Origin of the sequence: Thalassobius vesicularis, assembly GCF_004799325.1 — a bacterium.
Classification (GTDB): Bacteria; Pseudomonadota; Alphaproteobacteria; order Rhodobacterales; family Rhodobacteraceae; genus Thalassobius; species Thalassobius vesicularis.
Window position 1 is genome coordinate 151,820 of the sequence record NZ_SSMD01000001.1, and the last position, 23,284, is coordinate 175,103.

Here is a 23,284-nt window from a genome sequence, read left to right on the forward strand (position 1 = left end):
AGGCCGACATGGCTTCGGGCGTTTCGCTATGTCAACAGCGAGCAGGCGATCAGCCGCGCGCCAGACCCTCCAGCAGGTCTTTGTTGCGGCAGTAATCCGGGGTCTCGGTGGCGTGGGGATGCTCGGCCATCCAGCCTTTGCATTCGCCATCATGCGAGCAATGCGAGCAGCGCATCACCGCCTCGCGGTATTTCGCGGCCACGGTCGGGTCCTGGGCGACCTTTTCGGCAAAGTCCACACCCACGGTTTCCGCCATTTTCCCCATCACCGAGGCGCGGCGGCCAATTTTATCGAACAGGCCCATCGGGCGTCTCCTTTTGTCTGTCGTTTCAGTGTTTCAGCCCGTTGAGAACCGGCGCATTCGCGCAATTCTCGGGGGCGGCATTCGCTCCAGCCCCGGAATGGGCCAGCCAGTTTTCGCATTGGGCTACGAATGGGCATTTGCGGCAGGCAGTCACCATCTGCGCGTATCCCTGCGCGGACAGCCGACCGGTGGTCATTTCCTCGGACAGGTTCAGCCCCATCGAGCGCGCGACCGACCGTGTCAGCCAGAAATGCCGCGCCGGATCGCCAAGATTGAAAATCACGCTCATCCTTGCATCCCTTCACTTGCTTCGGCCTGAAGCTCGGTCAGGCGGCCACAGTTGGCGCAGGTCTCGGGGACAGTTTCGGCCTCGGGGTGTTCCTTCAGCCAGCGATCGCAGCCCTCGGTCCAGTCGCAAGTGCGGCAATTCTGAACCAGTTCAGCCCATTCCTCTTGCGGAAGATCCCCGGCCTCATGCGCCGCAACGAGGTCGGCACCAGTGGCCTTGGCCATTTTCTGAGCCAGCCAGTAGTGTCGTTTCGTTTCGCCAAGCGGTTTCACGGGAACTCCTCCGAGTTGTTAACAGGATCAAACATACAGGCCCTACGGATGCGATTCCTTGACCCTGATCAATCGCGCGCCAAAGCGCGCAACTCGCGGAAAAGCTGTGCGTTGCGGCAGTAGTCCGGCGTTTCCTCGGCCTGCCCGTCGTCGTGCGTTTCCAGCCAGTGATCGCAACCTTCGGGGTTCGGACAGCCCGTGCAGCTCAGCACCGCGGCATCCAGTTCCTCAGGGGTCAGCACCCCCTCCATCAGGTTTTCGACAAGGTCGACACCCAAGGCATCGGCCATGTGTTCGACCAGCCGGGCATGGCGGGAAATCTTCTGGTAACTCTGCATGGCTTACCCCTTGCGGCAACGACACCACCCGGAGACAGGTTACGCAAGGTCAGGATCGGGGCCTTGACTCAGGTCAAGCGCAGTGCTTCCAGATAGGCGTTCACGCAGGTTTGGACGTGCCGAAAACGGTCGCCGCCCAGATGTTTACCGCCATACCAGCGGGTCACGACCACGATATGGCCGGTCAGGCCCTCGCGCTCCAACATCCGCAGAATCACCATGCCGGCACCGGATTCGCCGTCGTCGCCCTTGACCTGGGTGCCGTCGGAATGGATCACCGCCCAGGTGTTGTGGGTCGCCTTGGCATAGCGTTTGGCGCGCTTGAGCTCTTTCAGGAACGCCTCCACGCCCGCCGCATCGGCCACAGGCCCGCCCGACACCGCATAGCGCGAGCCGCGATCTGTCACGACATTTTCGATTTGCAGCATGGCGCCCCTCCGCCCCCCTTGTCAGGGACTCGCCGGTCGTTGTCCAGACCCGCCGGGTTTGCTCTTCCGCGCGGTGGCGCAGCGTGTCACCATGATGGCAAACGGAAAGGATGCGCCATGTTTTCAATCGAGCACGATTTCGACGCGACCGTCATAACGCTGGTGGACGAAGGCGACACCCACCTGCAGGAAGACATCACCATCAACGCCTTCGAGGATTGCATCGTGCTGGAACAGCTGGACCCGCGCACCGATCTGGTCGAACGCATCACCCTGTCGATCAGCCAGCTGAACGATCTGGCCGCCGCGCTGAACCTGCCCGAGGGCGTCTACTCGCGCGTCCGCAACCAGACCTAATCGACACGAAACACCTTGTCCCGGCTGGTCGCCCCGCGCACCAGCACCAGCCGCGATTTCGCCACGCCCATCGCCTTGGCCAGCAGCTTCTGCACATCCGCCGTGGCCTTGCCGCCCTCGGGCACGGTGGTGACATAGACCCGGATCGCCCCGTCCTCGACCACCAGCGCATTGCGCGAGGCCTTGGGCGTCACGCGCACGGCGATCTCGGTGCCCGTCTCGGCCAGATGCTCCAACTCGCGCATGCGCCCCTCCCTTCTTTCTGATCCCAAATACTCCCGCCGGAGGCGTCCGCCCCCTCCACCCGCATTTACATCACGGATTCTCCCCCCGATAGTAACAACCGGAGCAAGAGGGAGACTAGAATGGCAACGGGATTTTTCTGGGATGAGAAGTGTTTCTGGCACGCGGGCGGCAATTACGCGCTGACCCTGCCACTGGGCGGATATGTACAGCCGCTGGCCGCCGGGGGGCTGCCCGAAAACCCCGAAACCAAACGCCGCCTGAAAAACCTGATGGAGGTCTCGGGCCTGACCGACGACCTGTCGATGCGCCACGCCGCCCCCGCCAGCTGGGAAGACATGGCCCGCATCCACCCCGAAACCTACCTGACCGCGTTCAAGGACATGTCCGATGCCGGCGGCGGAGAGCTGGGCCTGCGCACCCCCTTCGCCAAGGGCGGGTTCGAGATCGCAGCCCTGTCCGCGGGTCTGGCCAAACAGGCGCTGGCCGATGTGCTGACCGGCGATCTGGACAACGCCTATGCCCTGTCGCGCCCGCCGGGGCATCACTGCCTGCCCGACTGGCCCAACGGGTTCTGCCTGCTCAACAACATCGCCATCGCGATCGAGGCCGCCCGCGCCACGGGTCTTGCCCAACGCTTTGCCGTCGTCGATTGGGACGTGCACCACGGCAACGGGACCGAGGCGATCTTTTACGACCGCGACGACGTGCTGACGATCTCGTTGCACCAAGAGGCGAACTATCCCCTCGACACCGGGGCGCTGGCGGATCGCGGGCGCGGTCCGGGCGAGGGGTACAACATCAACGTCCCGCTGCCCTCGGGCGTCGGCCATGTCGGCTATCTTGAGGCGATGGAGCGCATCACCCTGCCCGCCCTGCGCCGTTTCAAACCCGATGTCATCATCATCGCCTGCGGCTTTGACGCGGGTATCTTTGACCCCATCGCGCGGCAGCTGTGCACCGCCGAGACCTTCCGCCTGATGACCCGGCAGGTCATGCAGGCCGCCACTGACCTGTGCGGCGGCAAGCTGGTGATGGTGCACGAGGGCGGCTATTCCGAGGCCTACGTCCCCTTCTGCGGCCATGCGGTGATGGAGGAGCTTTCGGGCAGCACCCACGCGGCCCCCGACCCGATGGCCGACACCGTGGCCAAACGCCAGCCGAACGCCCGCATGAACGCGGTCTTCAGCGAACTGATCGGTGAAATGGCGACGGAATTGGGCCTGTGACGGGTTGAACCGACGCCCCAAAGGCCCGAAATAGAGCCTGAAGAACCGACAAAGGCCCCTTATGGAACAGAACCCCGCCGTGATGGAGTTTCTGCTGACGCGCCGTTCGCGTCCGCAAAAGACCCTGACCACGCCCGTCCCCTCGCGCGATCAGCTGACCCCGATCCTGACCGCCGCCCTGCGCAGCCCCGATCATGGCAAGCTGGAGCCCTGGCGCCTGATCGTGCTGGAACGCGGCGCGCTGCAGCGGCTGGGCGATCTGGCCCGCTCCCGCGCCGCCGCGCTGGAGCTGCCCGAGGACAAGGTGCTGAAAGGCCCGATGCAATTCGACACCAGCCACCTGTGCGTCGCGGTGATCGAGGTGCAGAAGGACAGCGAAAAGGTGCCCGCGATCGAACAGACCTACTCGGCCGGGGCCGTCTGTCTGGCGCTGCTGAACGCCGCGCAAGCCAGCGGCTGGGGCGCCAACTGGCTGACCGGCTGGCCCGCGCATGACCGTGGTTTCGTCGAGCAGGGCCTGGACCTTGCCGAGAACGAGCGCGTCGCCGGGCTGATCCATATCGGCACCGAAACCTCGCCCCCGCCCGACCGTCCCCGCCCCGATCTGGAGAGCATCGTCACATGGCAATCGGCCTGATCTTTTCCTCGTTCTCGCGCACGTTGGGGCAGGTCGGCGACCGCCGGTTCCGCAAGGTGCTGTTCCTGGGCATCGGCCTGACCTTTGCGCTGCTGGTCACCGTCTACGCGGCCTTCCTGTGGTTCCTGCAATGGTCTGTCGGCGACAGCACCGCCCTGCCTCTGATCGGCGAGGTCACCTGGCTGAACGATCTGGTCGGCTGGTCCAGCTTTTTCCTGATGATGATCCTGTCGGTGTTCCTGATGGTGCCGGTCGCGTCGGCCATCACCTCGATGTTCCTGGACGAGGTGGCGCAGGCGGTCGAGGATCGCCACTACCCCCACCTGCCCGCCGCCACCAAGGTGCCGCTGGGCGAGGCGATCAAGGACACGATCAACTTTCTGGGCCTGCTGATCGGGGCCAATATCGTGGCGCTGTTCCTGTACCTGATCCCGGTCCTGACGCCGTTTTCGCTGTTCATCTTCTGGGGTCTGAACGGGTTCCTGTTGGGGATGGAGTATTTCACGCTTGCCGCCATCCGCCGGGTCGGTCGCCAAGGCGCGAAAGACCTGCGCCGCCAGCACCGGGGCACGATCTGGCTGGCCGGCACGCTGATGGCCATGCCGCTGAGCCTGCCGCTGGTCAACCTGGTGATCCCGATCCTGGGCGCCGCCACCTTCACCCACATCTACCACGGGGTGACGGGGGGACGTCGCTAAACAAAAAAGGCGCCCTGCGGGGCGCCTTTTGCGTGTTGGTCCGTCGGCTTACCCCGTGGGGCCCATCCGGTTGAACCAGTCGATGTCACGCACCGAGATCCAGCCCGACAGGATGATCCCCGAAATCACGCACCACAGCACCACGGTGATCGCTGTCGTGATCATCGCCTTTTTCTTCAGGTTATGATGCTCGGGCGCGCCGGCCTGGGTGCCGGGGACGATCTTGCCCACGTCACCTTGGGTCTGCAGGCGGATCGGGATCACGATCAGGAAGGTCATGAACCAGATCACCGCGAACAGGACAAGGGCCGAGGTGATGGTCATCAGACTTGCTCCAGCTCCACCAGGGTGCCGTTCATGTCCTTGGGATGCAGGAACAGCACGGGCTTGCCGTGGGCGCCGATCTTCGGCTCGCCGTTGCCCAGAACGCGCAGGCCGTTGGCCTTCAGCTGATCACGCGCGGCCAGGATGTCGTCGACCTCGTAACACACATGGTGAATACCGCCCGAGGGGTTCTTTTCCAGAAAACCCAGGATCGGGGAGTTGTCGCCCAGCGGGTACAGCAGCTCGATCTTGGTGTTGGGCAGTTCGATGAACACTACGGTGACGCCGTGATCGGGTTCGTCCTGCGGCGGGTTCACCTTGGCCCCCAGCGCGGTGCGGTACTGCTCGGATGCGGCTTCGAGGTCGGGAACGGCGATAGCGACGTGATTCAGGCGGCCAATCATGGGGGTCTCCTTTGGATTCCAAGTTTCGCGCAGTTATGGCGGGCGACGGGGGTTTGCGCAAGCGTCCGGGCCGCTGTCACCGGGGCGTTAACGCCGCATTCACCAACCCTGTTCCATGTTGAGTCGCATGATGCCGCAGGAGGATTCCCATGGACGACAGAGACCAGTTTCAGTTCAACCGCTTTCCCACGCCTGCCCGCCCGCTGCTGGGCGTGACCATTCTGGCGGTCGAGGACAGCCGCTTCGCCTGCGAGGCGATGCGCCTGCTCTGCGTCCGATCCGGGGCGCGCATCCGGCGAGCCGACAGCATCATGGCGGCGAAACGGCACCTGATGGTCTACCGCCCGACCGTGCTGATCGTGGATCACGGCCTGCCAGATGGTGAGGGGGCCGACCTGATCCACGAGGCCGCCACCATGTCCCCGCGCATCCCCGTCATTCTGGGCACCAGCGCCGATGATCTGGCGCAGGAGTGCTGCCTGGCGGCCGGGGCGGACGGGTTCCTGCCCAAGCCCACGCGCTCTTTGGCGCAGTTCCAGGAGTTGATCCTGGCCTGCCTGCCCGCCGACCAGCGCCCGATGGGGCCGCGTGCCGTGAATGATGAGGTGATCCAGCCCGACACGCTGGCCTATCAGGACGATCTGGCCCACGCGGCCGACCTGCTGAGCGACGGCAATGACGACCAGATCCTGGACTACGTGGCGCAATTCGTGACCGGCATCGCCCGCAGCGCCGCCGACGCCCCGCTGATCACCGCCGGCGAGGCGCTGACCATCGCGCGGATGCAGGGGCGCAGTTGCGGTTCAGCCGTGGCAAATCTGGCCGGGCTGATGCAGGACCGGCTGGCCAGCCCCGTCGCCGTTTAACCGGCCAACCCCGGATCGGGTGCGACGCCCGCCAGTTTGGTCAGGTCCGACAGGCGCTCTTTCTGGCGTCCGTCGGTGGTGAAGTTGGTGGGCGACAACCAGACGCGGAAGGCCTCGCTCAGCGCGGGCCATTCCTTGTCGATGGCGGCGAACCAGGCGGTGTCGCGGTTGCGCCCCTTCACAATGGTAGCCTGCCGGAAAATCCCCTCGTAGCTCAGCCCCAGCCGCTGCGCCGCGCGTCGCGAGGGCAGGTTCAGCGCATCGCATTTCCACTCAAACCGGCGATACCCGGCCTGAAACGCCCATTGCATCGTCAGGAAAAACAGCTCGGTCGCGGCCTTGGTCTGCTGCAGGCGGGGCGCGAAATTCAGGTGGCCCAGCTCGATGGATCCGGCCTCGGGCGTGATCCGCAGATAGCTGCCGACGCCCCCATACTGGCGCGTTTCCTTGTCGTAGATCGCAAAGAAATACGGATCAGCCCCACCGGCCACGTCGCGCATCCAGCGATGGTACTGCGCGGCCGAGGAAAACGGACCGTAAGGCAGGTAATCCCACACCCAGTCGTGCCCTTCGTAGGCGCGGAACAGCAGGGCGGCGTGATGCTCGGCGTCCAGCTTTTCCAGACGGACGTATTGGCCGTCCAGCACGGCCCAATCGGGGCGCGGCGGCGGGGCCCAGTTCGGCACGGTTTCGCCCAGAATACGCGGATCGGTCATGGCGCCCTCCTATAGGATCGGGCGCAGGCTAACCCACTGCCGCAAGGCGCAAAAGCCCTAAAGGATCAGCGACGGGCGCGGCCCCAGGTCCAGCCCCGGAAAAACCGTACGCTCCAGTACTGACGCGTCCAGCCCGAACAGGCCGCGCATCACCCAGCCCGCATAGGCGCGCACGTCGCGCGTGGGCATCAGGTCGCGGCGCTGGTACAGGGCGGCCTCGGACAGGCCGGGCCAATCGCGCGCCACCTGCCCGCCCCGGATCGCACCGCCCGCCAGCAGCATCGCGCCGCCAGTGCCGTGGTCAGTGCCACGTGTGCCGTTCTCGCGCACGGTGCGTCCGAATTCCGTCATCGCCACCACGGCGGTCTTGCCCCAAGTGTCGCCCAGCGTCGATTTAAGCACCAACAGCGCGTCCGACAGCTGCGTCAACGCCCGAGGCAGCGCGCCGGGCTGGAACCTGTGCGTATCCCACCCGCCGATCGAGAACGAAGCGATGCGCGTGTCCCCCAGCAGTTTTTCCCCGGCAAAGGCGGCGACCTGCCGGATGCCCTCGGTGCCTTTCTTGGACAGGCCCGCCATGTCCATATCCGTGCCCGTCGGCACCGCCATCATGCCACCGTCACCGCTGTCCAGTTGCTGCGCGGCCTCGGCAAAGGCGTCGGCAAAGGCGGGGTCGTCGTGCATCACCAACTCGGCCAGACGGCGCCCCTGCGGCGACAGTTTCAGTCGCACATCCGGCGACCAGTTGGCCACGGGGGCCTGCCCGGTCAGGATCAGCAGGTTTTCGTGGCCGATGGCATAGGCCAGATCGGGGCGCATCCCCGGCACGGTTTGCAGCATCCGGTTCAGCCAGCCATCGCGCCCGGTGGCGGGGCCCAGATCGGGGGTGCCAGCCTCGAGCAGATCCTGCCCGTCGAAATGGCTGCGCTTGTCGCGATAGGGGGTCGAGACGGCGTGGGCAAAGCCCAACTCTCCGGCGCGCCACATTGGCATCAACGCCTCTAACGCAGGGTGAAGCGAGAAATACCCGTCCAGGTCCAGCCCGCCGCCGGCCTCTCCGCCCTTCAGGTTGGGGCGGGCGGCGGCGTAGGCCGGGTCGCCGTAGGGCTGCACCACGTCCAGCCCGTCCATCGCGCCGCGCAGGATGATGACGACCAGCCGGTTGTCCCACGGCCCGGCGGCCAGCGAAATCGGCGTCAGCAGCGGGCTGGCCGCTGCCGAGCAGCCCAGCGCCAGGGATCGGGTCAGCAGTTTGCGGCGGGTCCAGTCGGTCATCACACGCTCCTTATCGGCGCTGAAACGCCGGAGAGATCAGCACCAGCGCGATCCCTTCGGCACGGCTTTCGGCAGCTTTTGCTGCGAATCGGACGGATTCGGGCGGGTTGGGGCCCAGTGCCATCTCGACGAATTCACGGGGGTCGGGCAGCCCTTTGAGCAAGACCTGCGGCGTTTCCAGCGCCCATTCCATCCGCGTCGCCAGACCCTGCGGCGTCACCCAGGCGTCATCCTGTTCGGGCCAGCCATCGGGGCCGATCGGCAATTCCCACGGCTGCCCCATGCGTTGCAGCGGGTTCAGGAAATGCTTGCGGATGCGCTGCTCGACATCGTTGGGCTTGCCCTTGAACGGCTTGGGGTCTGCCGCGAACACACGCAGCGCGGACGAGATGAAATCGAACGGCGGCTTCACGTTCACGCGCTCGGGCGTCCATGCGTTGGGGTGGGTCAGCATGGCGCGGTAGACGCTCAGCAGATGGCCGCGGGTGTCGCGCCAGGTGCGCTCCATCGCCTCGACCACGGCGGGGTCGGGCCGGTCGCCCAGGAAATGCACCGCCAGCTTTCGTGACAGGTGCCGTGCGGTTGCCGGATGCACCGCCAGATCCGTCAGGACCGAGCGGATGTGATCCATCCGCGCGGGATCGCCGCCATAGGTCTGCGACAGCACCATCTCGCTGCCCGGTTCAGCCCAGTTTTCGCGAAACACCTGAGCGCCGTCAGCGTCGATGCCCAGCCCGGTCAGCAGCTCGGCCAGTTCGCGCACGTCTTTCTGGGTGTAGGGCGCGTCCACGCCCAGCGTGTGCAGCTCCAGCACCTCGCGGGCCAAGTTCTCGTTCAACCCGCGCGCGGGCGGCATCTTGGCCCGTGCCGGTGCGTTCGGCCCGACCGAGAATTGCTGATCCAGATAGTTCACCATCCCCGGATTGGTCACACCCGCGATCAGCAGGTCGGCATAGTGGCCGGTCATGTTGGGCCGCAGGAATGTCTCGGCCACGGGCTGGGCCACGCGGCGCATCACGGCGCCCTTGCCGATCACGGTGAAATGGTCGGTCCAGAAGGCGATCAGCCGTTCGCGGAAACCGTCCTGCGTATAGCTGCGCCGCCCCAGCACCTGCAGCATCCAGTAAGACTGGGCGCGGCGGGCATCCTGTTTCACCCGGTCATGGATCTTGGCCAGCTCGGGCGCGTTGGCGGCGTTCTTGGCCTGCCGGTACGCCTTGCCGGTCTCGCGCGCCTCGATGATGCGTTTCTGGAACGCGGGGAAGGTCTCGATCGGGTAATCGCGGGCGATCAGGTCGGGGCCGGTCAGCCTCTCTAGCATCTGGTCGACCGAGTCTGGCCCCAAAATGCGCCGCGCCAGCCCGGTGCCAAAGCGGATTTCGGCAAGTTTCGGATCGAAGGCCATCGCGCTCCTCGTGCTGTTTGGGTTCAAGATAGGGCTGATACGGGTGAATTGCAGCTTTCTTGCGGCGCGGTTCGGGGCGCGGGCGGAACATTGCCCATACCGCGCGCAAACGAAAACGCCCGGAGTTTCCCCCGGGCGTTTTGCAATCCTGTGACGGGATCAGTCCTGCGGGATGATGCGCAGCGACAGCTCCATCAGCTGGTCGCTGGACGCCTCGGAGGGCGCGTTCATCATCAGGTCCTCGGCGCGCTGGTTCATCGGGAACATGATGACCTCGCGGATGTTGGCGGTGTCGGCCAGCAGCATCACGATCCGGTCGATGCCAGCCGCGCAGCCACCGTGCGGCGGGGCGCCGTACTGGAACGCCTGATACAGCGCACCGAAACGGCTTTTCACCTCGGCCTCGTCGTAGCCGGCGATCTCGAACGCCTTCAGCATCACCTCGGGCTTGTGGTTCCGGATCGCGCCGGACACCAGCTCGTAGCCGTTGCAGGCCAGATCGTACTGGAAGCCACGGACCTCCATCGGGTCACCGTTCAGCGCGTCCAGGCCACCCTGCGGCATCGAGAACGGGTTGTGTTCGAAGTCGATCTCGCCGGTTTCCTCGTCCTGTTCGTAGATCGGGAAATCGACGATCCAGGCGAATGCGAAACGGTCGGTCTCGGTCAGGCCCAGCTCGGCGCCGATGACGTCGCGGGCCTTGCCGGCGACCTTCTCGAACGACTTGGGCTTGCCCCCCAGGAAGAACGCGGCATCGCCGACGCCCAAGCCCAGCTGCTGGCGGATCGCCTCGGTGCGCTCGGGGCCGATGTTCTTGGCCAGCGGGCCAGCGGCTTCCATGCCGTCCGCACCGTCGCGCCAGAAGATATAGCCCATGCCCGGCAGGCCCTCTTTCTGCGCAAACGCATTCATGCGGTCGCAGAACTTGCGGCTGCCGCCGGTGGGTGCGGGGATGGCGCGGATCTGGGTGCCGTCCTGCTCCAGCAGCTTGGCGAAGATTGCAAAGCCAGAGCCCGCGAAATGCTCGGACACGACCTGCATCTTGATCGGGTTGCGCAGGTCGGGCTTGTCGGTGCCGTACCACAGCGCCGAGTCCTTGTACGAGATCTGCGGCCATTCGCCGGGCGCGTCGACCTTGCGGCCACCGCCGAATTCTTCGAACACACCAGCCAGAACCGGGCTGATCGTGTCAAAGATGTCCTGCTGGGTGACGAACGACATCTCCAGGTCCAGCTGGTAGAAATCGGTGGGCGAGCGGTCGGCGCGCGGGTCTTCGTCGCGGAAGCAGGGCGCGATCTGGAAATACTTGTCGAAGCCCGACATCATGATCAGCTGCTTGAACTGCTGCGGGGCCTGCGGCAGGGCGTAGAACTTGCCCGGGTGCAGACGCGACGGCACCAGGAAGTCGCGCGCCCCTTCGGGCGACGAGGCGGTGATGATCGGGGTCTGGAATTCGCGGAAGCCGCGATCCCACATGCGGCGGCGCATCGAGGCCACCACGTCCGAGCGCAGCGTCATGTTGTCCTGCATCGCCTCGCGGCGCAGGTCCAGGTAGCGATAGCGCAGGCGGGTTTCCTCGGGGTATTCCTGATCGCCGAACACCATCAGCGGCAGTTCCTTGGCGGCGCCCAGCACTTCGATGTCACGGACGAACACTTCGATCTCGCCGGTGGGCAGCTTTGGGTTCACCAGCGATGCGTCGCGGGCCTTCACCTCGCCGTCGATGCGGATACACCACTCGCTGCGGACCTTCTCGACCTCGGCAAAGGCGGCCGAGTCCGGGTCGCACAGCACTTGCGTGACGCCGTAGTGGTCGCGCAGGTCGATGAACAGGATGCCGCCATGGTCGCGCACCCGGTGGACCCAACCCGACAGGCGGACGGTCTGGCCCACGTTATCCTTGGTCAGAGCGGCGCAGGTATGGCTGCGATATGCGTGCATGTCTTTTTTCCTTACGGTGTGGCGGCGGTTGCGCCGATACACATTGCATTGCCGCCAGTGTCAAGGGAGGCGGCCGGTTTCGCGGCCTTCTGTGCCTGAATGGCGGGGAATTCTCAACCGGTTTGCAGGGTCAGGCGCAGGGGAATCTCTGCGCGCAGCGAATTACCGGCGGTGATTGCGCGGGCATTGGCCAGATCCTGACGGGTGATCAGCGCCTCGGTCACGGCGCCCAGCGCCAACTGTTGCTGCCGGTAGATGCCCGGCAACAGCCCGCAGGACAGCGCGGGCGTCACGCGCCGCCCGTCGGCCAGCGTCACGAACAGGTTGGTGATGGTGCCCTCGCACAGATGGCCGTCGGTGTTGAAGAACACCGCCTCGCCCACCCCTTCGGGCAGCGCGGCGCGGTGCTGGTCATAAAGCGCGCGACGGGTCGTCTTGTGGCGCAGCCACGGGTCGGCGGGGTCCAGCAGGTCGGGCGCGATGATCGCCCTCCATTCGGGGGGCGAGGGCGGCAGGTCCGCGCGCGTCAGCTCCAGATCCCCAGAGGCACCCAGCGTCAGGCGGCAGCGTTGCGGGGCCTCGGCGTGGATCGTTGCGACCAACTGCTCGGCCGCGCCCCGGTCGAACGCAAAACCCAGCGCCGCGCTGCTGCGGGCCATCCGGTCCAGATGCAGCCCCAGCGCCCGCGCGCCGTGCTGCGGCAGCCAGCCGAAGGTTTCGATCAGGCGGGTATCAGCGTCCGGGCAAAGCGTGCTTTCCATAGCGCCTCCTCATATTCCGATGCGGCGGTGCTGTCCCAGACCACCCCGCCGCCGACATTCAGCGTGGCGCGCGCGCCCTCCAGCATGACGGTACGGATCGCCACGTTGAATTCCGAGCGTCCGTCCGGCGCGGCCCAGCCGATGGTGCCGCAATAGGCGTCGCGCGACCAGGGTTCCAGTTCGCGGATGATCTGCATCGCCCGCAGTTTCGGTGCCCCGGTGATCGAGCCACACGGGAACAGCGCCCGCAAAACCCCGTCCAGCCCGGTGCCCGGACGCAACCGCCCCTGCACGGTCGAGACCATCTGATGCACCGTCGCATAGGTTTCCACCGCGAACAGGTCCGGCACCCGGACCGAGCCCGCCTGACAAATCCGGCTGATGTCATTGCGCAGCAGGTCCACGATCATCAGGTTCTCGGCCTGGTTCTTCTCATCCCCGGCCAGAATGGCGCGTTGCCGGGCATCCGCCGCCGGATCGGGCAGGCGCGGCAGGGTGCCTTTCATCGGGCGGGTCTGGATGCGCCCACCCGCATCGGTGCGAAAGAACAACTCGGGCGAGCGGGACAGCAGCGCCACCCCGTCCGTCTGGACCAGCGCGCCGTGGCCGACCGGTTGTCGCGCCACCAATGACGCATAAATCCCCGCAGCCGTTCCCTCGGCCACCGCATCCACCGGAAAGGTCAGGTTGGCCTGATAGATGTCACCGCGGCCGATATAGTCGTGCACGGCCTGAAACGCGCGGGCATAGCGCGCACCGTCCCAGCGCGGGGCCAGATCGTGCAACGCGCCCGCGCCGTTCAGCGGCGGCGCATCCTCGGGCGCCTCGTACACACCGAAGTGCAGCAACGGCAGCCGCCGGTCGTTCGGCATCAGCGCGTGCAGGCGCGGCTCCAGCGCATAACCCAGCTCGTAACTGGCATAGCCCGCCAGCCACAGCCCCCGCGCCTGAACGCGAGCCAGCTCGGCCAGGGCAGGCGCCACCTGCTCGGGCCGCTCGGCCACGATCTGCGCCACGGGACGGGCGAATACCGCCACCGCCCCCGCCGGGCCATGATCGAATCGTAGTCTCAAGGCACCTCACCCTTCGTGATCTGCCCTCCCCGGGGTGCTATAGACCAGTTGAGGGGCGAAAACAGTCCATCTGCGACAGATCGCAGATGATTCCCGTTCCCCCCTTGCACAGTCGGGACCGATGGCTATAACCCACGACAATTTGCGCGGGGTGAGTCATACCCCTGTTCAATGCTGCCCAATGCTCACAAGAGGTCCGCCATGCCCAAAAGAACCGATATCTCCTCCATCATGATCATCGGCGCCGGACCTATCGTGATCGGGCAAGCCTGCGAATTCGACTACTCTGGCGCCCAGGCCTGCAAGGCCCTGCGCGAAGAAGGTTACCGGGTCATCCTTGTGAACTCGAACCCCGCGACGATCATGACCGATCCGGGTCTGGCCGACGCCACCTATATCGAGCCGATCACCCCCGAGACCGTCGCCAAGATCATCGAGAAAGAGCGCCCCGACGCACTGCTGCCCACGATGGGCGGTCAGACCGGCCTGAACACCTCTCTGGCGCTGGCCGACATGGGCGTGCTGGAAAAATTCGGCGTCGAACTGATCGGCGCCAACCGCGAAGCCATCGAGATGGCCGAAGACCGCAAGCTGTTCCGCGAAGCGATGGACCGCATCGGCCTGGAAAACCCCAAGGCGACCATCGTGTCCTCGCCCAAGAAACCGGACGGCAAGTACGACATCAAGGCCGGCGTCGCCAAGGCGCTGGAAGCCCTTGAAGAGATCGGCCTGCCCGCCATCATCCGCCCCGCCTTTACCCTGGGCGGCACCGGCGGCGGCGTGGCGTATAACCGCGACGATTACGAATATTACTGCCGCTCGGGCCTTGAGGCCTCGCCGGTCAGCCAGATCCTGGTCGATGAATCGCTGCTGGGCTGGAAAGAATACGAGATGGAAGTCGTGCGCGACAAAGCCGACAACGCCATCATCGTCTGCTCGATCGAGAACGTCGATCCGATGGGCGTGCATACCGGCGACTCGATCACCGTGGCCCCCGCGCTGACGCTGACCGACAAGGAATACCAGATCATGCGCAACGGCTCGATCGCCGTGCTGCGTGAAATCGGCGTCGAAACCGGCGGCTCGAACGTGCAATGGGCGATCAACCCCGCTGACGGCCGCATGGTCGTGATCGAGATGAACCCCCGCGTGTCGCGTTCGTCGGCTCTGGCCTCCAAGGCGACCGGCTTCCCGATTGCCAAGATCGCTGCGAAACTGGCCGTGGGCTACACGCTGGACGAGCTGGACAACGACATCACCAAGGTGACCCCGGCCAGCTTCGAGCCGACCATCGACTATGTCGTCACCAAGATCCCCAAATTCGCGTTCGAGAAATTCCCCGGCTCCGAGCCCTACCTGACCACCGCCATGAAATCGGTGGGCGAGGCGATGGCCATCGGCCGCACCATCCACGAGTCGCTGCAAAAGGCGCTGGCTTCGATGGAATCGGGCCTGACCGGCTTTGACGAAGTCGAAATCCCCGGCGCGCCCGACAAGGCCGCCGTGATCAAGGCGATCTCGAAAACCACGCCCGACCGGATGCGCACCATCGCGCAAGCCATGCGCCACGGGCTGAGCGACGAAGAAATCCACGCCACCACCATGTTCGACCCGTGGTTCCTGGCCCGCATCCGCGAAATCGTGGAAACCGAGAACAAGATCCGCAAGGACGGCCTGCCCGTCACCGAGGACGGCCTGCGCAAGCTCAAGATGATGGGCTTCACCGACGCGCGTCTGGGCAAGCTGACCGGCCGGACCGAGGCCAACGTCCGCCGCGCCCGCCAGAACCTGGGCGTGAACGCCGTGTTCAAGCGCATCGACACCTGCGCCGCCGAGTTCGAGGCGCAGACGCCCTACATGTACTCAACCTACGAAGCCCCGATGATGGGCGAGGTTGAATGCGAAGCCCGCCCCAGCGACAAGAAGAAAGTCGTCATTCTGGGCGGCGGCCCCAACCGGATCGGTCAGGGGATCGAGTTCGACTATTGCTGCTGCCACGCCTGTTTCGCGCTGACCGACGCGGGCTATGAAACCATCATGGTCAACTGCAACCCCGAAACCGTGTCGACCGACTACGACACCTCGGACCGCCTGTATTTCGAACCGCTGACCTTTGAACACGTCATGGAAATCCTGCGGACCGAGCAGCAGAACGGCACCCTGCACGGCGTGATCGTTCAGTTCGGCGGCCAGACCCCGCTGAAACTGGCCAACGCCCTGTTCGAAGAAGGCATCCCGATCCTGGGCACCACCCCCGACGCCATCGACCTGGCCGAGGACCGCGAGCGGTTCCAGCAGCTGGTCATCCGTCTGGGCCTGAAGCAGCCGCATAACGGCATCGCAAGCACCGACGCGCAGGCGCTGGCCATCGCCGAGGAAATCGGCTTCCCGCTGGTGATCCGTCCCTCCTACGTTCTGGGTGGCCGCGCGATGGAAATCGTCCGCGACATGGCCCAGCTGGAACGCTACATCAAAGAGGCCGTCGTCGTGTCCGGCGACAGCCCCGTGCTGCTGGACAACTACCTGTCCGGTGCCATCGAATGCGACGTCGACGCGCTGTGCGACGGCAAAGAGGTCCACGTCGCCGGCATCATGCAGCACATCGAAGAGGCGGGCGTCCACTCGGGCGACTCCGCGTGCTCGCTGCCGCCCTACTCGCTGCCGCAGGACATCATCGACGAAATCCACCGCCAGACCGAGGCCCTGGCCCTGGCCCTGGGCGTTGTCGGCCTGATGAACGTGCAGTTCGCGGTCAAGGACGGCGAGATCTACCTGATCGAGGTGAACCCGCGTGCCTCGCGCACCGTGCCCTTCGTCGCCAAGGCCACCGACTCGGCCATCGCGTCGATCGCCGCGCGCCTGATGGCGGGTGAACCGCTGTCGAACTTCCCGTTCCGCGGCGAATACCCCAAGGACGCCAAGCCCGGCACCCTGCCGATGGCCGACCCGATGACCCTGGCCGATCCGAACATGCCCTGGTTCAGCGTGAAAGAGGCCGTGCTGCCCTTCGCCCGCTTCCCCGGTGTCGATACGATCCTGGGCCCGGAAATGCGCTCTACCGGCGAGGTGATGGGCTGGGACGTGTCCTTTGCGATGGCCTTCCTCAAGGCGCAGCTGGGCGCTGGCACCCATCTGCCGACCGAAGGCAAGGTGTTCGTCTCGATCAAGGACGACGACAAGACCCCCGCGATGGCACAAGCCGCCCGCACCCTGGTCGAGCTGGGCTTTGGGCTGGTCGCCACCCGTGGCACCGGCACCTGGCTGCAGGAAAACGGTATCGCCTGCGACCACGTGAACAAGGTCTACGAAGGCCGCCCGAACATCGTGGACCTGCTGAAGGACGGCCAGATCAAGCTGGTCCTGAACACCACCGAAGGCGCGCAATCGGTGTCTGACAGCCGCGAGATCCGCTCGGTCGCGCTGTACGACAAGATCCCCTACTTCACCACCGCCGCCGGCGCGCAAGCCGCCGCACAGGCGATGCAGGCCCGCGCGCAGGGTGACTTCGGCGTGATGGCGCTGCAGGGCTGATCTGACGGACAAACCAACGATTGGGGGCGGGGTCCATACGGACCTCGCCCTTTCGTTTTCGCGGGGGTGATTCGCCGTGGATTGCCCGACCCAACAGTCAGATTTCTCGTATTTAGGATATTGAATACATTTGACTCTCGCAAGGGATGTGTGGCTGCCGCATAAATAGGCACCTTTCTGAGTACGGCGAAAAAGTTTCCCAAAGGTCACCTAAGGTCAATTTGCATTTTTTTCCAACCGGTTAACGATTTCTTAACCACGCAAAAACACCGCCACCCTGTAATAATTTCCAGTACCCGCAGGGTTTGCCGTCACGGAAATGACACGACAGAAAGGCTATCAAAGCCTATACTTTAGGTTATGAGGATCGCCTGAGCCTACTCCCCAACGGGCAAGATGGCGGATCTCAGGGCCAAGGAAATACAGTCCCTCCGTCCCAATTTGGGGGCAAAGTGTTTCATAAGTCATTTCAGAAACAAGGACCTTCCGGGCAACCGGAAGGTCTTATTTTTTGGCTCACAACGGGCGTGTGCGGACCCCGGCATTGTCCATCTCGACCAGCAGATGCTCGCTTTCGCCCGTGTAGAATTGTCGGTCCGGCAGCAGGCCGGTGCTCATGGCAAGGGCGGCGATCTCGGCGCGATTGGACAGGTTGGCCTTGGCCATCAGGCTGTGCATCCGCTGCCGCAGCGCCGAGACCGAAATTCCCAGATCGGCCGCGATCTGCTTGTCCTGCAGGCCCTTGCCCACCATCTGCAGCAATTCGCGCTGCTTGTCGGTGATCTCGTTACGCTCAAAGAACTCGGCCGAGAAATGCCGCATATACCGCTGATGCGCCACCATCGCGGCCACGTTCAGCGTCCAGCCGTGCTGCGCCACGATCTCCAGCATGGCGGCGCGGTCGTGGTTCCCGGAAAAGCTGATCAACGCAGCCTGCGGCGGTACATGCACCCGCAACGGCACCGAGAACCCGGCCCGAATGCCACGCTCGGCCGCCATCTTCAGCACCTCGATCCGGCGTGGCCCCACCTCTGCCGGGTCAGTGAATTCCAGCCCGATCAGGATCGGCGTCAGGTACTGCGAGGCGTGGGCGCGAAAGGTCGACCAGCGTTGCACCTCGGGGTCAGTGTACAGATCGTTCAGCCAGTTGGAATCGTACGAGGTCCGCACGAACAACGTCCGCCGCCAATCGGCATAGCTGCTGGCGGCGATGAAATCGATGAACGGCAACTGAACCGTCCGGCCCAGTTCGACCAGCCGCTCCCACACCTGAACGGACCGCGTGCTTTGTTCGATATCGGTCAGGAAGTCCTGTAACAGCCGCGGCGTGTGCCCCTCTGCCTCTGACAGCTTGCGTGCCTTGGGCGGTTGGGGCATCGGCTCAGGTCGCCTCTTCTTCCAGGTGCAGCTTCATCTCGATCAAGACATGCTGCAGCGCCAGCGTTTCCTTCAGCAGCCGTTTGGCCTCGTTGATGGTTATGATGCCATCCTCGATCGACTGGTTGTATTCGGCCATCAGCATTGCGAACCGCTGGCTTAGCGCAATCACGTCCGAGTTGATGCCGCCCTTGTCGTTGTCGTTCCGCCGCTCGGCGGTGTAGGACAACGAGATCCCCCGCAAATCCGCCAGCGCGCTGGTCACATGCGGGAACGAGGCCGCCCCCTCCAGCATCGCAACGGCGTCGATCGGCATGAAACGGTCGGCATGTTCAGGGTTGTCCGAGTAATACCGGCCCAGCGTCGCCTTGGATTTGCCGGTAATCTCGCACGCGGCTTCGATGCCAACGTCCTTGACCAGCGCCTCTGTATGTTTCTTCAGGTACCCGGCGACAACCTTCATTCGCAAGCCTTTACACAACAGTCACTCGACAGGGGGAAAACCGTCGATCGTTTCCCATTAATCAATTTGCCCTCACATGTCATCCTTAACCGTGCCCCGAGTGTATTTATGGGGCGTCAAGTTGTTTGAAAGTAACAAGTTGCTGGTGCTTTTTGACTGGCAAATCCTGGTTTCGGACCTTTGTGTGCGGGTTCGAAGCCGGCCGGGTTTCCCGGTCGTTAAGACGGGTTCGTGGTGCCATACAGGTGCCGACCATCCCCAAGGGCCCAGGCCCGTCAGTTCCGCGGTATCGCGGACCCGTCTGCCCCCTTCAAAACGATGCTTGCAACAGCGGGCGATTGGCGGGAAAACCCGGGCCATGGCAAAGCTGTATTTCAACTACTCCACCATGAATGCGGGCAAATCGACGGTGCTGCTGCAGGCGTCGCACAACTACCGCGAACGCGGGATGCAGACCTATCTGCTGACCGCCCAGTTCGATCGCCGCGCCGGCGAAGGGCGGATTGCGTCGCGCATCGGGATCGGCTCGGACGCGGACACCTTTGGCCCGGGCGAGGACCTCTACGCGAAGCTGGCCGCCCGTCTGGATCAGGGGCCCGTCGCCTGCGTGTTCGTGGACGAGGCGCAGTTTCTGGAGAAACAGCAAGTCTGGCAACTGGCCCGCGCGGTCGATGATCTGGACGTGCCGGTGATGTGCTACGGCCTGCGCGTCGATTTCCAGGGGGAGCTGTTCCCCGGCTCGGCCGCCCTGCTGGCCCTGTCCGACGAAATGCGCGAAGTCCGCACGATCTGCCATTGCGGCAAGAAGGCGACGATGGTCGTCCGCATGGGCGGCGACGGCAAAGCCCTCCGCGAAGGCGCGCAGGTGCAGATCGGCGGCAACGAGACCTATGTCAGCCTATGCCGCCGCCACTGGCGCGAGGCCATCGGAGATCGCCCCTCCACCACGGGCTGAGCAAATTTCTTTCAAAGAAATTTGTCCGGAATTTTTCGAAAATTCCGGGGCGCTCAACGGCGCTCGACCAGAACCGATCCGACCGAATAGCCCGCTCCGAACGAGCAGATCACGCCCTTGTCGCCCGGCTGCATGTCGTCCGAATACTTCGAGAAGGCGATGATCGACCCCGCCGACGAGGTATTGGCGTAATCCTGCAGGATGTTCGGCTGCTCGCCCGGTTCCGGCTCGCGCCCCAGCACCTTGCGGCCCACGAAATCGTTCATCGACTTGTTCGCTTGGTGCAGCCACAGCCGGCGCAGGCTGGTGGGTTCGACCTCGGCGTCGGCCAAGTGGCTCAGGATATGCGCCGACACCATCGGCACCACTTCCTTGAACACTTTGCGGCCGTTCTGCATGAACTGCATGTCGCGGCGATCCACCATCCCGTCGGGCCGGTTGCGCCGCAGGAAGCCGTTGTTATTGCGGATATTGTTGGAAAACTGCGTGGCGCAGCGGGTCGAGTGCACGATGAAATGCGCGCCCTTGGCGTCCTCTTCGCGTTCCAGCACCGTCGCCGTCGCCACGTCGCCAAAGATGAAGTGGCAGTCCCGGTCGCGCCATTCCAGGTGCCCCGAGGTGATCTCGGGGTTCACCACGATCGCGCAACGGACAGAGCCCGAGCGGATCATGTCCGCCGCCGCCTGAATCCCGAAGGTCGCCGAGCTGCACGCCACGTTCATGTCGAACGCGAACCCGCCCGCGCCCAGCGCGTTCTGGATCTCGATGGCGACCGCCGGATAGGCACGCTCCATGTTCGACGCGGCGCAGATCACCAGATCCACCTCCTCGGCCGAACGCCCCGCCTGCGCCAGCGCGGTCTTGCATGCCTCCAGCGCGATCTCCGTCATGATCCCCGGCTCGTCGTCCGAGCGTTGGCGGAACCGCGGGAACATGCGGGTGGGGTCCAGCACGCCCTCTTTGTCCAGCACATAGCGTTGCTCGATCCCCGAGGCCTTGAAGATGAACTCCGAGGAGGAATGCTCCAGCGCCGTCACCTTGCCCGCCGCGATTGCATCCGCGTGCTCGGCGTTGAACAGATCGGCATAGGCGTTGAACGCCTCCACCAGCTCGTCATTGGTGATGACTTCGGACGGGGTGAAGACCCCGGTTCCGGTAATAGCCACGTTATGCATCGGCGCCCCCTGAGAAAGTGATCAAATTGATCGGGCAAGGCAGGCGCGGGGTCAAGCCCCGCTTCCCCTTGGTCAACCCCGATCAGACCGGGTTCGGCAGCGGTTTTCCGTCGAAAAACGCCGCAAGGTTATCCAAAGCCATCATGCCCATATCCGTCCGCACGTCCAGCGCGGCGGTGCCCAGATGCGGCAGCAGGGTCACGGTGTCCAACTTGCGCAGGGCGTCGGGCACCTGGGGTTCATGCTCGTAGACGTCCAGCCCCGCGCCGCCGATCTGGCCCGCTTGCAGGGCGGCGACCAGCGTGGTTTCCTCGACCACGTCCCCGCGCGAGATGTTGATAAAATGCGCATGCGGCTGCATCGCGGCCAGCACTTGCGCATCGATCAGGTGGTGCGTCTCGGCCCCGCCCGGCACGGCGGCAACCAAGATGTCCACGCGCGCGGCCAGCTCGGTCAGGCTGTCCACCTGCGTCGCCGGGAAATCCACCGATTTCGACGAGCGGTTGTGGAACAGCACCTCCATCCCGAACCCGTAGTGACAGCGCCGCGCAATGGCCTGCCCAATGCGGCCCATGCCGACGATACCGACCGTGCGGCCCGTCACATGCATCCCCAGCATCTGGGTCGGGTGCCAGCCCTGCCATTGGCCGGATCGGACCAGCCGTTCGCCCTCGGCCGCGCGGCGGGCGCTCATCAGGATCAGGGTCATGGCGATGTCGGCGGTGGCATCGGTCACGGCACCGGGGGTGTTCGTCACCTTCACCCCATGCGCGGCGGCGGCAGCCACGTCGATATGGTTATAGCCCACCCCGAAATTCGCCAGGATCCGGCAGCGAGGCCGCCCGAACTCGGCAAAAATATCCGCGCTGAAGCGATCGCCCAGCGTCGGCATCACCCCGTCATACAGCGCTAGGGCCGAGCGCATCTCGGCCCCGCTCATCGGTTGGGTATTGGCGCGCAGCTCCACGTCGAACAGCGAGCGCGCCCGCTCGATCACCGCGTCGGGCAAGGGGCGCGCGATCAGCACGCGCGGGGGGCCGGAACGCGCCATCAGAACATCCTCCCGCCCAGGGGGACGTCTTGGTCGGGGGTCAGCAGCACGACCTCTCCGTCCGCGTCGGGGACGCCCAGCACCAGCACTTCGGACATGAACTTGCCGATTTGGCGCGGGGGGAAGTTGACCACGCCCATGACGGTGCGGCCCACCAGAGTTTCAGGCGTGTAATGCGCGGTCAGTTGCGCGCTGGTCTTGCGCTCGCCGATCTCGGGGCCGAAATCGACCCACAGCTTGATCGCCGGTTTACGTGCCTCAGGATAGGGTTCGGCGCGCAGCACCTTACCCACCCGAATATCCACCTTCAGGAAGTCGTCGAACGTAATCTCAGCCACGGGCCAGCTCCTTGGATCGCAGGGTCGCGGCCGTCACGGCGCGGGTCAGCAGCGCGGGGAAACCCGCCTGTTCGTCCATCAGCACCTCCAGCGCGGCCTGCGTGGTGCCGTTCGGGCTGGTCACGTTGATCCGCAGCTGCGAGGGCGTCTCCTCCGCCGCTTCGGCCAGTGCACCGGCACCCGCCACGGTGGCCTTGGCCAGTTGCATCGCCAGATCGGCGGGCAGCCCCTGCGCTTCGCCGGCCTTGGCCAGCGTCTCGATCAGGTGGAACACGTAGGCAGGGCCCGAGCCCGACACGCCCGTCACCGCGTCCATCTGACCTTCGTCCTGCAAACGGACGACCTGCCCCACGGCGCGCAGCAGCCCCTCGGCCAGGTCCAGTTGGGCGTCACTGACATGGGCGTTCCCGATGATCGCCGTGATCCCGCGCCCCACGGCGGCAGGCGTGTTCGGCATCGCGCGCACGATCGGGGTCTGGGCGCCCAGCACCTCCTCGAACCGCGCAATCGGCGTGCCCGCAGCGACCGAAACGAACATCGTCGCGCCATTGCCCATCGCCGCCAAGGTCGGCAGCGCGTCGCCCATCATCTGCGGTTTGACAGCGACCAGCACGATCGCGGGGGCCTTGGGCAGCGCGGCGTTCACATGCACGCCTGTTGCCTTCAGCCACTCCGACGGGCGCGGGTCCAGCACCCAGACCGACGTCGCGGGCAGCCCCTGTTTCAGCCAGCCCTCCAGCATGGCCGAACCCATCTTGCCACAGCCCAGCAATACCAGCCCGGCCGTGGCCACATGTTGCATATCCATGATTATCCCCTCGCCTGTTTGGTTCG

The 23,284-nt window shown here is 64.9% G+C and carries 27 protein-coding genes; 7 read left to right on the plus strand and 20 right to left on the minus strand.

Annotated features, from left to right (window positions below):
- Positions 1 to 49: 49 nt before the first annotated feature.
- The 5 genes from E7681_RS00725 to E7681_RS00745 all read right to left on the minus strand — a co-directional run bounded on the left by E7681_RS00725 (position 50) and on the right by E7681_RS00745 (position 1,631).
- Positions 50 to 304 (minus strand): DUF6455 family protein, encoded by a 255-nt coding sequence (locus E7681_RS00725; protein WP_136337341.1) that lies wholly within the window; start codon positions 302 to 304, stop codon positions 50 to 52.
- A gap of 25 nt (positions 305 to 329) precedes the next feature.
- Positions 330 to 593: a DUF6455 family protein gene (locus E7681_RS00730; RefSeq protein ID WP_136337342.1), complete on the minus strand. Its 264-nt coding sequence runs from the start codon at positions 591 to 593 to the stop codon at positions 330 to 332.
- Complete coding sequence (locus E7681_RS00735; protein WP_136337343.1) at positions 590 to 865, minus strand: DUF6455 family protein; 276 nt, start codon at positions 863 to 865, stop codon at positions 590 to 592. The genes E7681_RS00730 and E7681_RS00735 overlap by 4 nt, the downstream gene beginning before the upstream one ends.
- A 68-nt stretch (positions 866 to 933) precedes the next feature.
- On the minus strand, positions 934 to 1,203 hold the full coding sequence (locus tag E7681_RS00740) for a DUF6455 family protein (RefSeq protein ID WP_136337344.1): 270 nt from the start codon (positions 1,201 to 1,203) through the stop codon (positions 934 to 936).
- Between the two features lie 68 nt (positions 1,204 to 1,271).
- Positions 1,272 to 1,631 carry a YigZ family protein gene (locus E7681_RS00745; protein WP_136337345.1) on the minus strand — a complete coding sequence of 120 codons (360 nt, stop codon included), beginning with the start codon at positions 1,629 to 1,631 and terminating at the stop codon, positions 1,272 to 1,274.
- Positions 1,632 to 1,748: 117 nt separating this feature from the next.
- Between E7681_RS00745 and E7681_RS00750 the strand changes: the two genes are divergently transcribed.
- A complete protein-coding gene (locus E7681_RS00750) occupies positions 1,749 to 1,988 on the plus strand; it encodes a hypothetical protein (protein WP_136337346.1) in 240 nt (79 codons plus the stop codon).
- On the opposite strand, the gene E7681_RS00755 is transcribed toward E7681_RS00750, so the two are convergent.
- A complete protein-coding gene (locus E7681_RS00755; protein WP_136337347.1) occupies positions 1,985 to 2,233 on the minus strand; it encodes a DUF167 domain-containing protein in 249 nt (82 codons plus the stop codon). The two genes, E7681_RS00750 and E7681_RS00755, sit on opposite strands and share 4 nt — an antisense overlap.
- A 120-nt stretch (positions 2,234 to 2,353) precedes the next feature.
- On the opposite strand from E7681_RS00755, the gene E7681_RS00760 reads away from it, so the two are divergent.
- From E7681_RS00760 to E7681_RS00770, 3 genes are all read left to right on the plus strand, one after another.
- On the plus strand, positions 2,354 to 3,460 hold the full coding sequence (locus E7681_RS00760) for a class II histone deacetylase (protein WP_136337348.1): 1,107 nt from the start codon (positions 2,354 to 2,356) through the stop codon (positions 3,458 to 3,460).
- Positions 3,461 to 3,521: 61 nt separating this feature from the next.
- Entirely contained in the window at positions 3,522 to 4,097 is a 576-nt protein-coding gene (locus E7681_RS00765) for a nitroreductase family protein (protein ID WP_136337349.1), read from the plus strand.
- Complete coding sequence (locus E7681_RS00770) at positions 4,082 to 4,795, plus strand: EI24 domain-containing protein (RefSeq protein ID WP_246032373.1); 714 nt, start codon at positions 4,082 to 4,084, stop codon at positions 4,793 to 4,795. The genes E7681_RS00765 and E7681_RS00770 overlap by 16 nt, the downstream gene beginning before the upstream one ends.
- A 48-nt stretch (positions 4,796 to 4,843) precedes the next feature.
- On the opposite strand, the gene E7681_RS00775 is transcribed toward E7681_RS00770, so the two are convergent.
- Both E7681_RS00775 and mce read right to left on the minus strand, forming a co-directional pair.
- Positions 4,844 to 5,119, minus strand: a complete 276-nt coding sequence (locus tag E7681_RS00775) for a DUF1467 family protein (protein WP_136337350.1) — start codon at positions 5,117 to 5,119, stop codon at positions 4,844 to 4,846.
- A complete protein-coding gene (mce, locus tag E7681_RS00780) occupies positions 5,119 to 5,523 on the minus strand; it encodes a methylmalonyl-CoA epimerase (RefSeq protein ID WP_136337351.1) in 405 nt (134 codons plus the stop codon). The genes E7681_RS00775 and mce overlap by 1 nt, the downstream gene beginning before the upstream one ends.
- 149 nt (positions 5,524 to 5,672) lie before the next feature.
- Here mce and E7681_RS00785 point away from each other — a divergent pair, with 149 nt between their 5' ends.
- The gene (locus tag E7681_RS00785; protein WP_136337352.1) at positions 5,673 to 6,389 is read left to right on the plus strand and encodes a response regulator; all 717 of its coding nucleotides are present in this window, start codon (positions 5,673 to 5,675) and stop codon (positions 6,387 to 6,389) included.
- On the opposite strand, the gene E7681_RS00790 is transcribed toward E7681_RS00785, so the two are convergent.
- The 6 genes from E7681_RS00790 to E7681_RS00815 form a co-directional block, all read right to left on the minus strand.
- Entirely contained in the window at positions 6,386 to 7,105 is a 720-nt protein-coding gene (locus E7681_RS00790; RefSeq protein ID WP_136337353.1) for a GNAT family N-acetyltransferase, read from the minus strand. The two genes, E7681_RS00785 and E7681_RS00790, sit on opposite strands and share 4 nt — an antisense overlap.
- A 57-nt stretch (positions 7,106 to 7,162) precedes the next feature.
- Entirely contained in the window at positions 7,163 to 8,380 is a 1,218-nt protein-coding gene (locus E7681_RS00795; protein WP_136337354.1) for a DUF1501 domain-containing protein, read from the minus strand.
- Positions 8,381 to 8,390: 10 nt separating this feature from the next.
- Positions 8,391 to 9,785, minus strand: a complete 1,395-nt coding sequence (locus tag E7681_RS00800) for a DUF1800 domain-containing protein (protein WP_136337355.1) — start codon at positions 9,783 to 9,785, stop codon at positions 8,391 to 8,393.
- 159 nt (positions 9,786 to 9,944) lie between these two features.
- Complete coding sequence (gene aspS / locus E7681_RS00805; RefSeq protein ID WP_136337356.1) at positions 9,945 to 11,726, minus strand: aspartate--tRNA ligase; 1,782 nt, start codon at positions 11,724 to 11,726, stop codon at positions 9,945 to 9,947.
- Between the two features lie 113 nt (positions 11,727 to 11,839).
- Positions 11,840 to 12,487, minus strand: a complete 648-nt coding sequence (locus E7681_RS00810; RefSeq protein ID WP_136337357.1) for an aminotransferase class IV — start codon at positions 12,485 to 12,487, stop codon at positions 11,840 to 11,842.
- A complete protein-coding gene (locus E7681_RS00815; RefSeq protein ID WP_136337358.1) occupies positions 12,448 to 13,560 on the minus strand; it encodes an aminodeoxychorismate synthase component I in 1,113 nt (370 codons plus the stop codon). The genes E7681_RS00810 and E7681_RS00815 overlap by 40 nt, the downstream gene beginning before the upstream one ends.
- Positions 13,561 to 13,761: 201 nt before the next feature.
- Between E7681_RS00815 and carB the strand changes: the two genes are divergently transcribed.
- The gene (gene carB / locus E7681_RS00820; protein ID WP_136337359.1) at positions 13,762 to 17,091 is read left to right on the plus strand and encodes a carbamoyl-phosphate synthase large subunit; all 3,330 of its coding nucleotides are present in this window, start codon (positions 13,762 to 13,764) and stop codon (positions 17,089 to 17,091) included.
- A gap of 516 nt (positions 17,092 to 17,607) precedes the next feature.
- On the opposite strand, the gene E7681_RS00825 is transcribed toward carB, so the two are convergent.
- Together E7681_RS00825 and E7681_RS00830 are read right to left on the minus strand one after the other, a co-directional pair.
- On the minus strand, positions 17,608 to 18,468 hold the full coding sequence (locus E7681_RS00825) for a helix-turn-helix transcriptional regulator (protein WP_136337360.1): 861 nt from the start codon (positions 18,466 to 18,468) through the stop codon (positions 17,608 to 17,610).
- Between the two features lie 4 nt (positions 18,469 to 18,472).
- On the minus strand, positions 18,473 to 18,931 hold the full coding sequence (locus tag E7681_RS00830) for a hypothetical protein (RefSeq protein WP_136337361.1): 459 nt from the start codon (positions 18,929 to 18,931) through the stop codon (positions 18,473 to 18,475).
- Positions 18,932 to 19,289: 358 nt separating this feature from the next.
- Between E7681_RS00830 and E7681_RS00835 the strand changes: the two genes are divergently transcribed.
- Positions 19,290 to 19,886 (plus strand): thymidine kinase, encoded by a 597-nt coding sequence (locus tag E7681_RS00835; protein ID WP_136337362.1) that lies wholly within the window; start codon positions 19,290 to 19,292, stop codon positions 19,884 to 19,886.
- Positions 19,887 to 19,939: 53 nt separating this feature from the next.
- Here the strand turns inward: E7681_RS00835 and E7681_RS00840 are convergent, their stop codons facing one another.
- The 4 genes from E7681_RS00840 to proC form a co-directional block, all read right to left on the minus strand.
- Positions 19,940 to 21,061, minus strand: a complete 1,122-nt coding sequence (locus E7681_RS00840) for a beta-ketoacyl-ACP synthase III (RefSeq protein ID WP_136337363.1) — start codon at positions 21,059 to 21,061, stop codon at positions 19,940 to 19,942.
- 82 nt (positions 21,062 to 21,143) lie between these two features.
- Positions 21,144 to 22,112, minus strand: a complete 969-nt coding sequence (locus E7681_RS00845) for a 2-hydroxyacid dehydrogenase (protein WP_136337364.1) — start codon at positions 22,110 to 22,112, stop codon at positions 21,144 to 21,146.
- Positions 22,112 to 22,450: a tRNA-binding protein gene (locus tag E7681_RS00850; protein WP_136337365.1), complete on the minus strand. Its 339-nt coding sequence runs from the start codon at positions 22,448 to 22,450 to the stop codon at positions 22,112 to 22,114. Before E7681_RS00850 ends, E7681_RS00845 begins: the two co-directional genes overlap by 1 nt.
- The gene (gene proC / locus E7681_RS00855; protein ID WP_136337366.1) at positions 22,443 to 23,258 is read right to left on the minus strand and encodes a pyrroline-5-carboxylate reductase; all 816 of its coding nucleotides are present in this window, start codon (positions 23,256 to 23,258) and stop codon (positions 22,443 to 22,445) included. Before proC ends, E7681_RS00850 begins: the two co-directional genes overlap by 8 nt.
- Between the last annotated feature and the right edge of the window lie 26 nt (positions 23,259 to 23,284).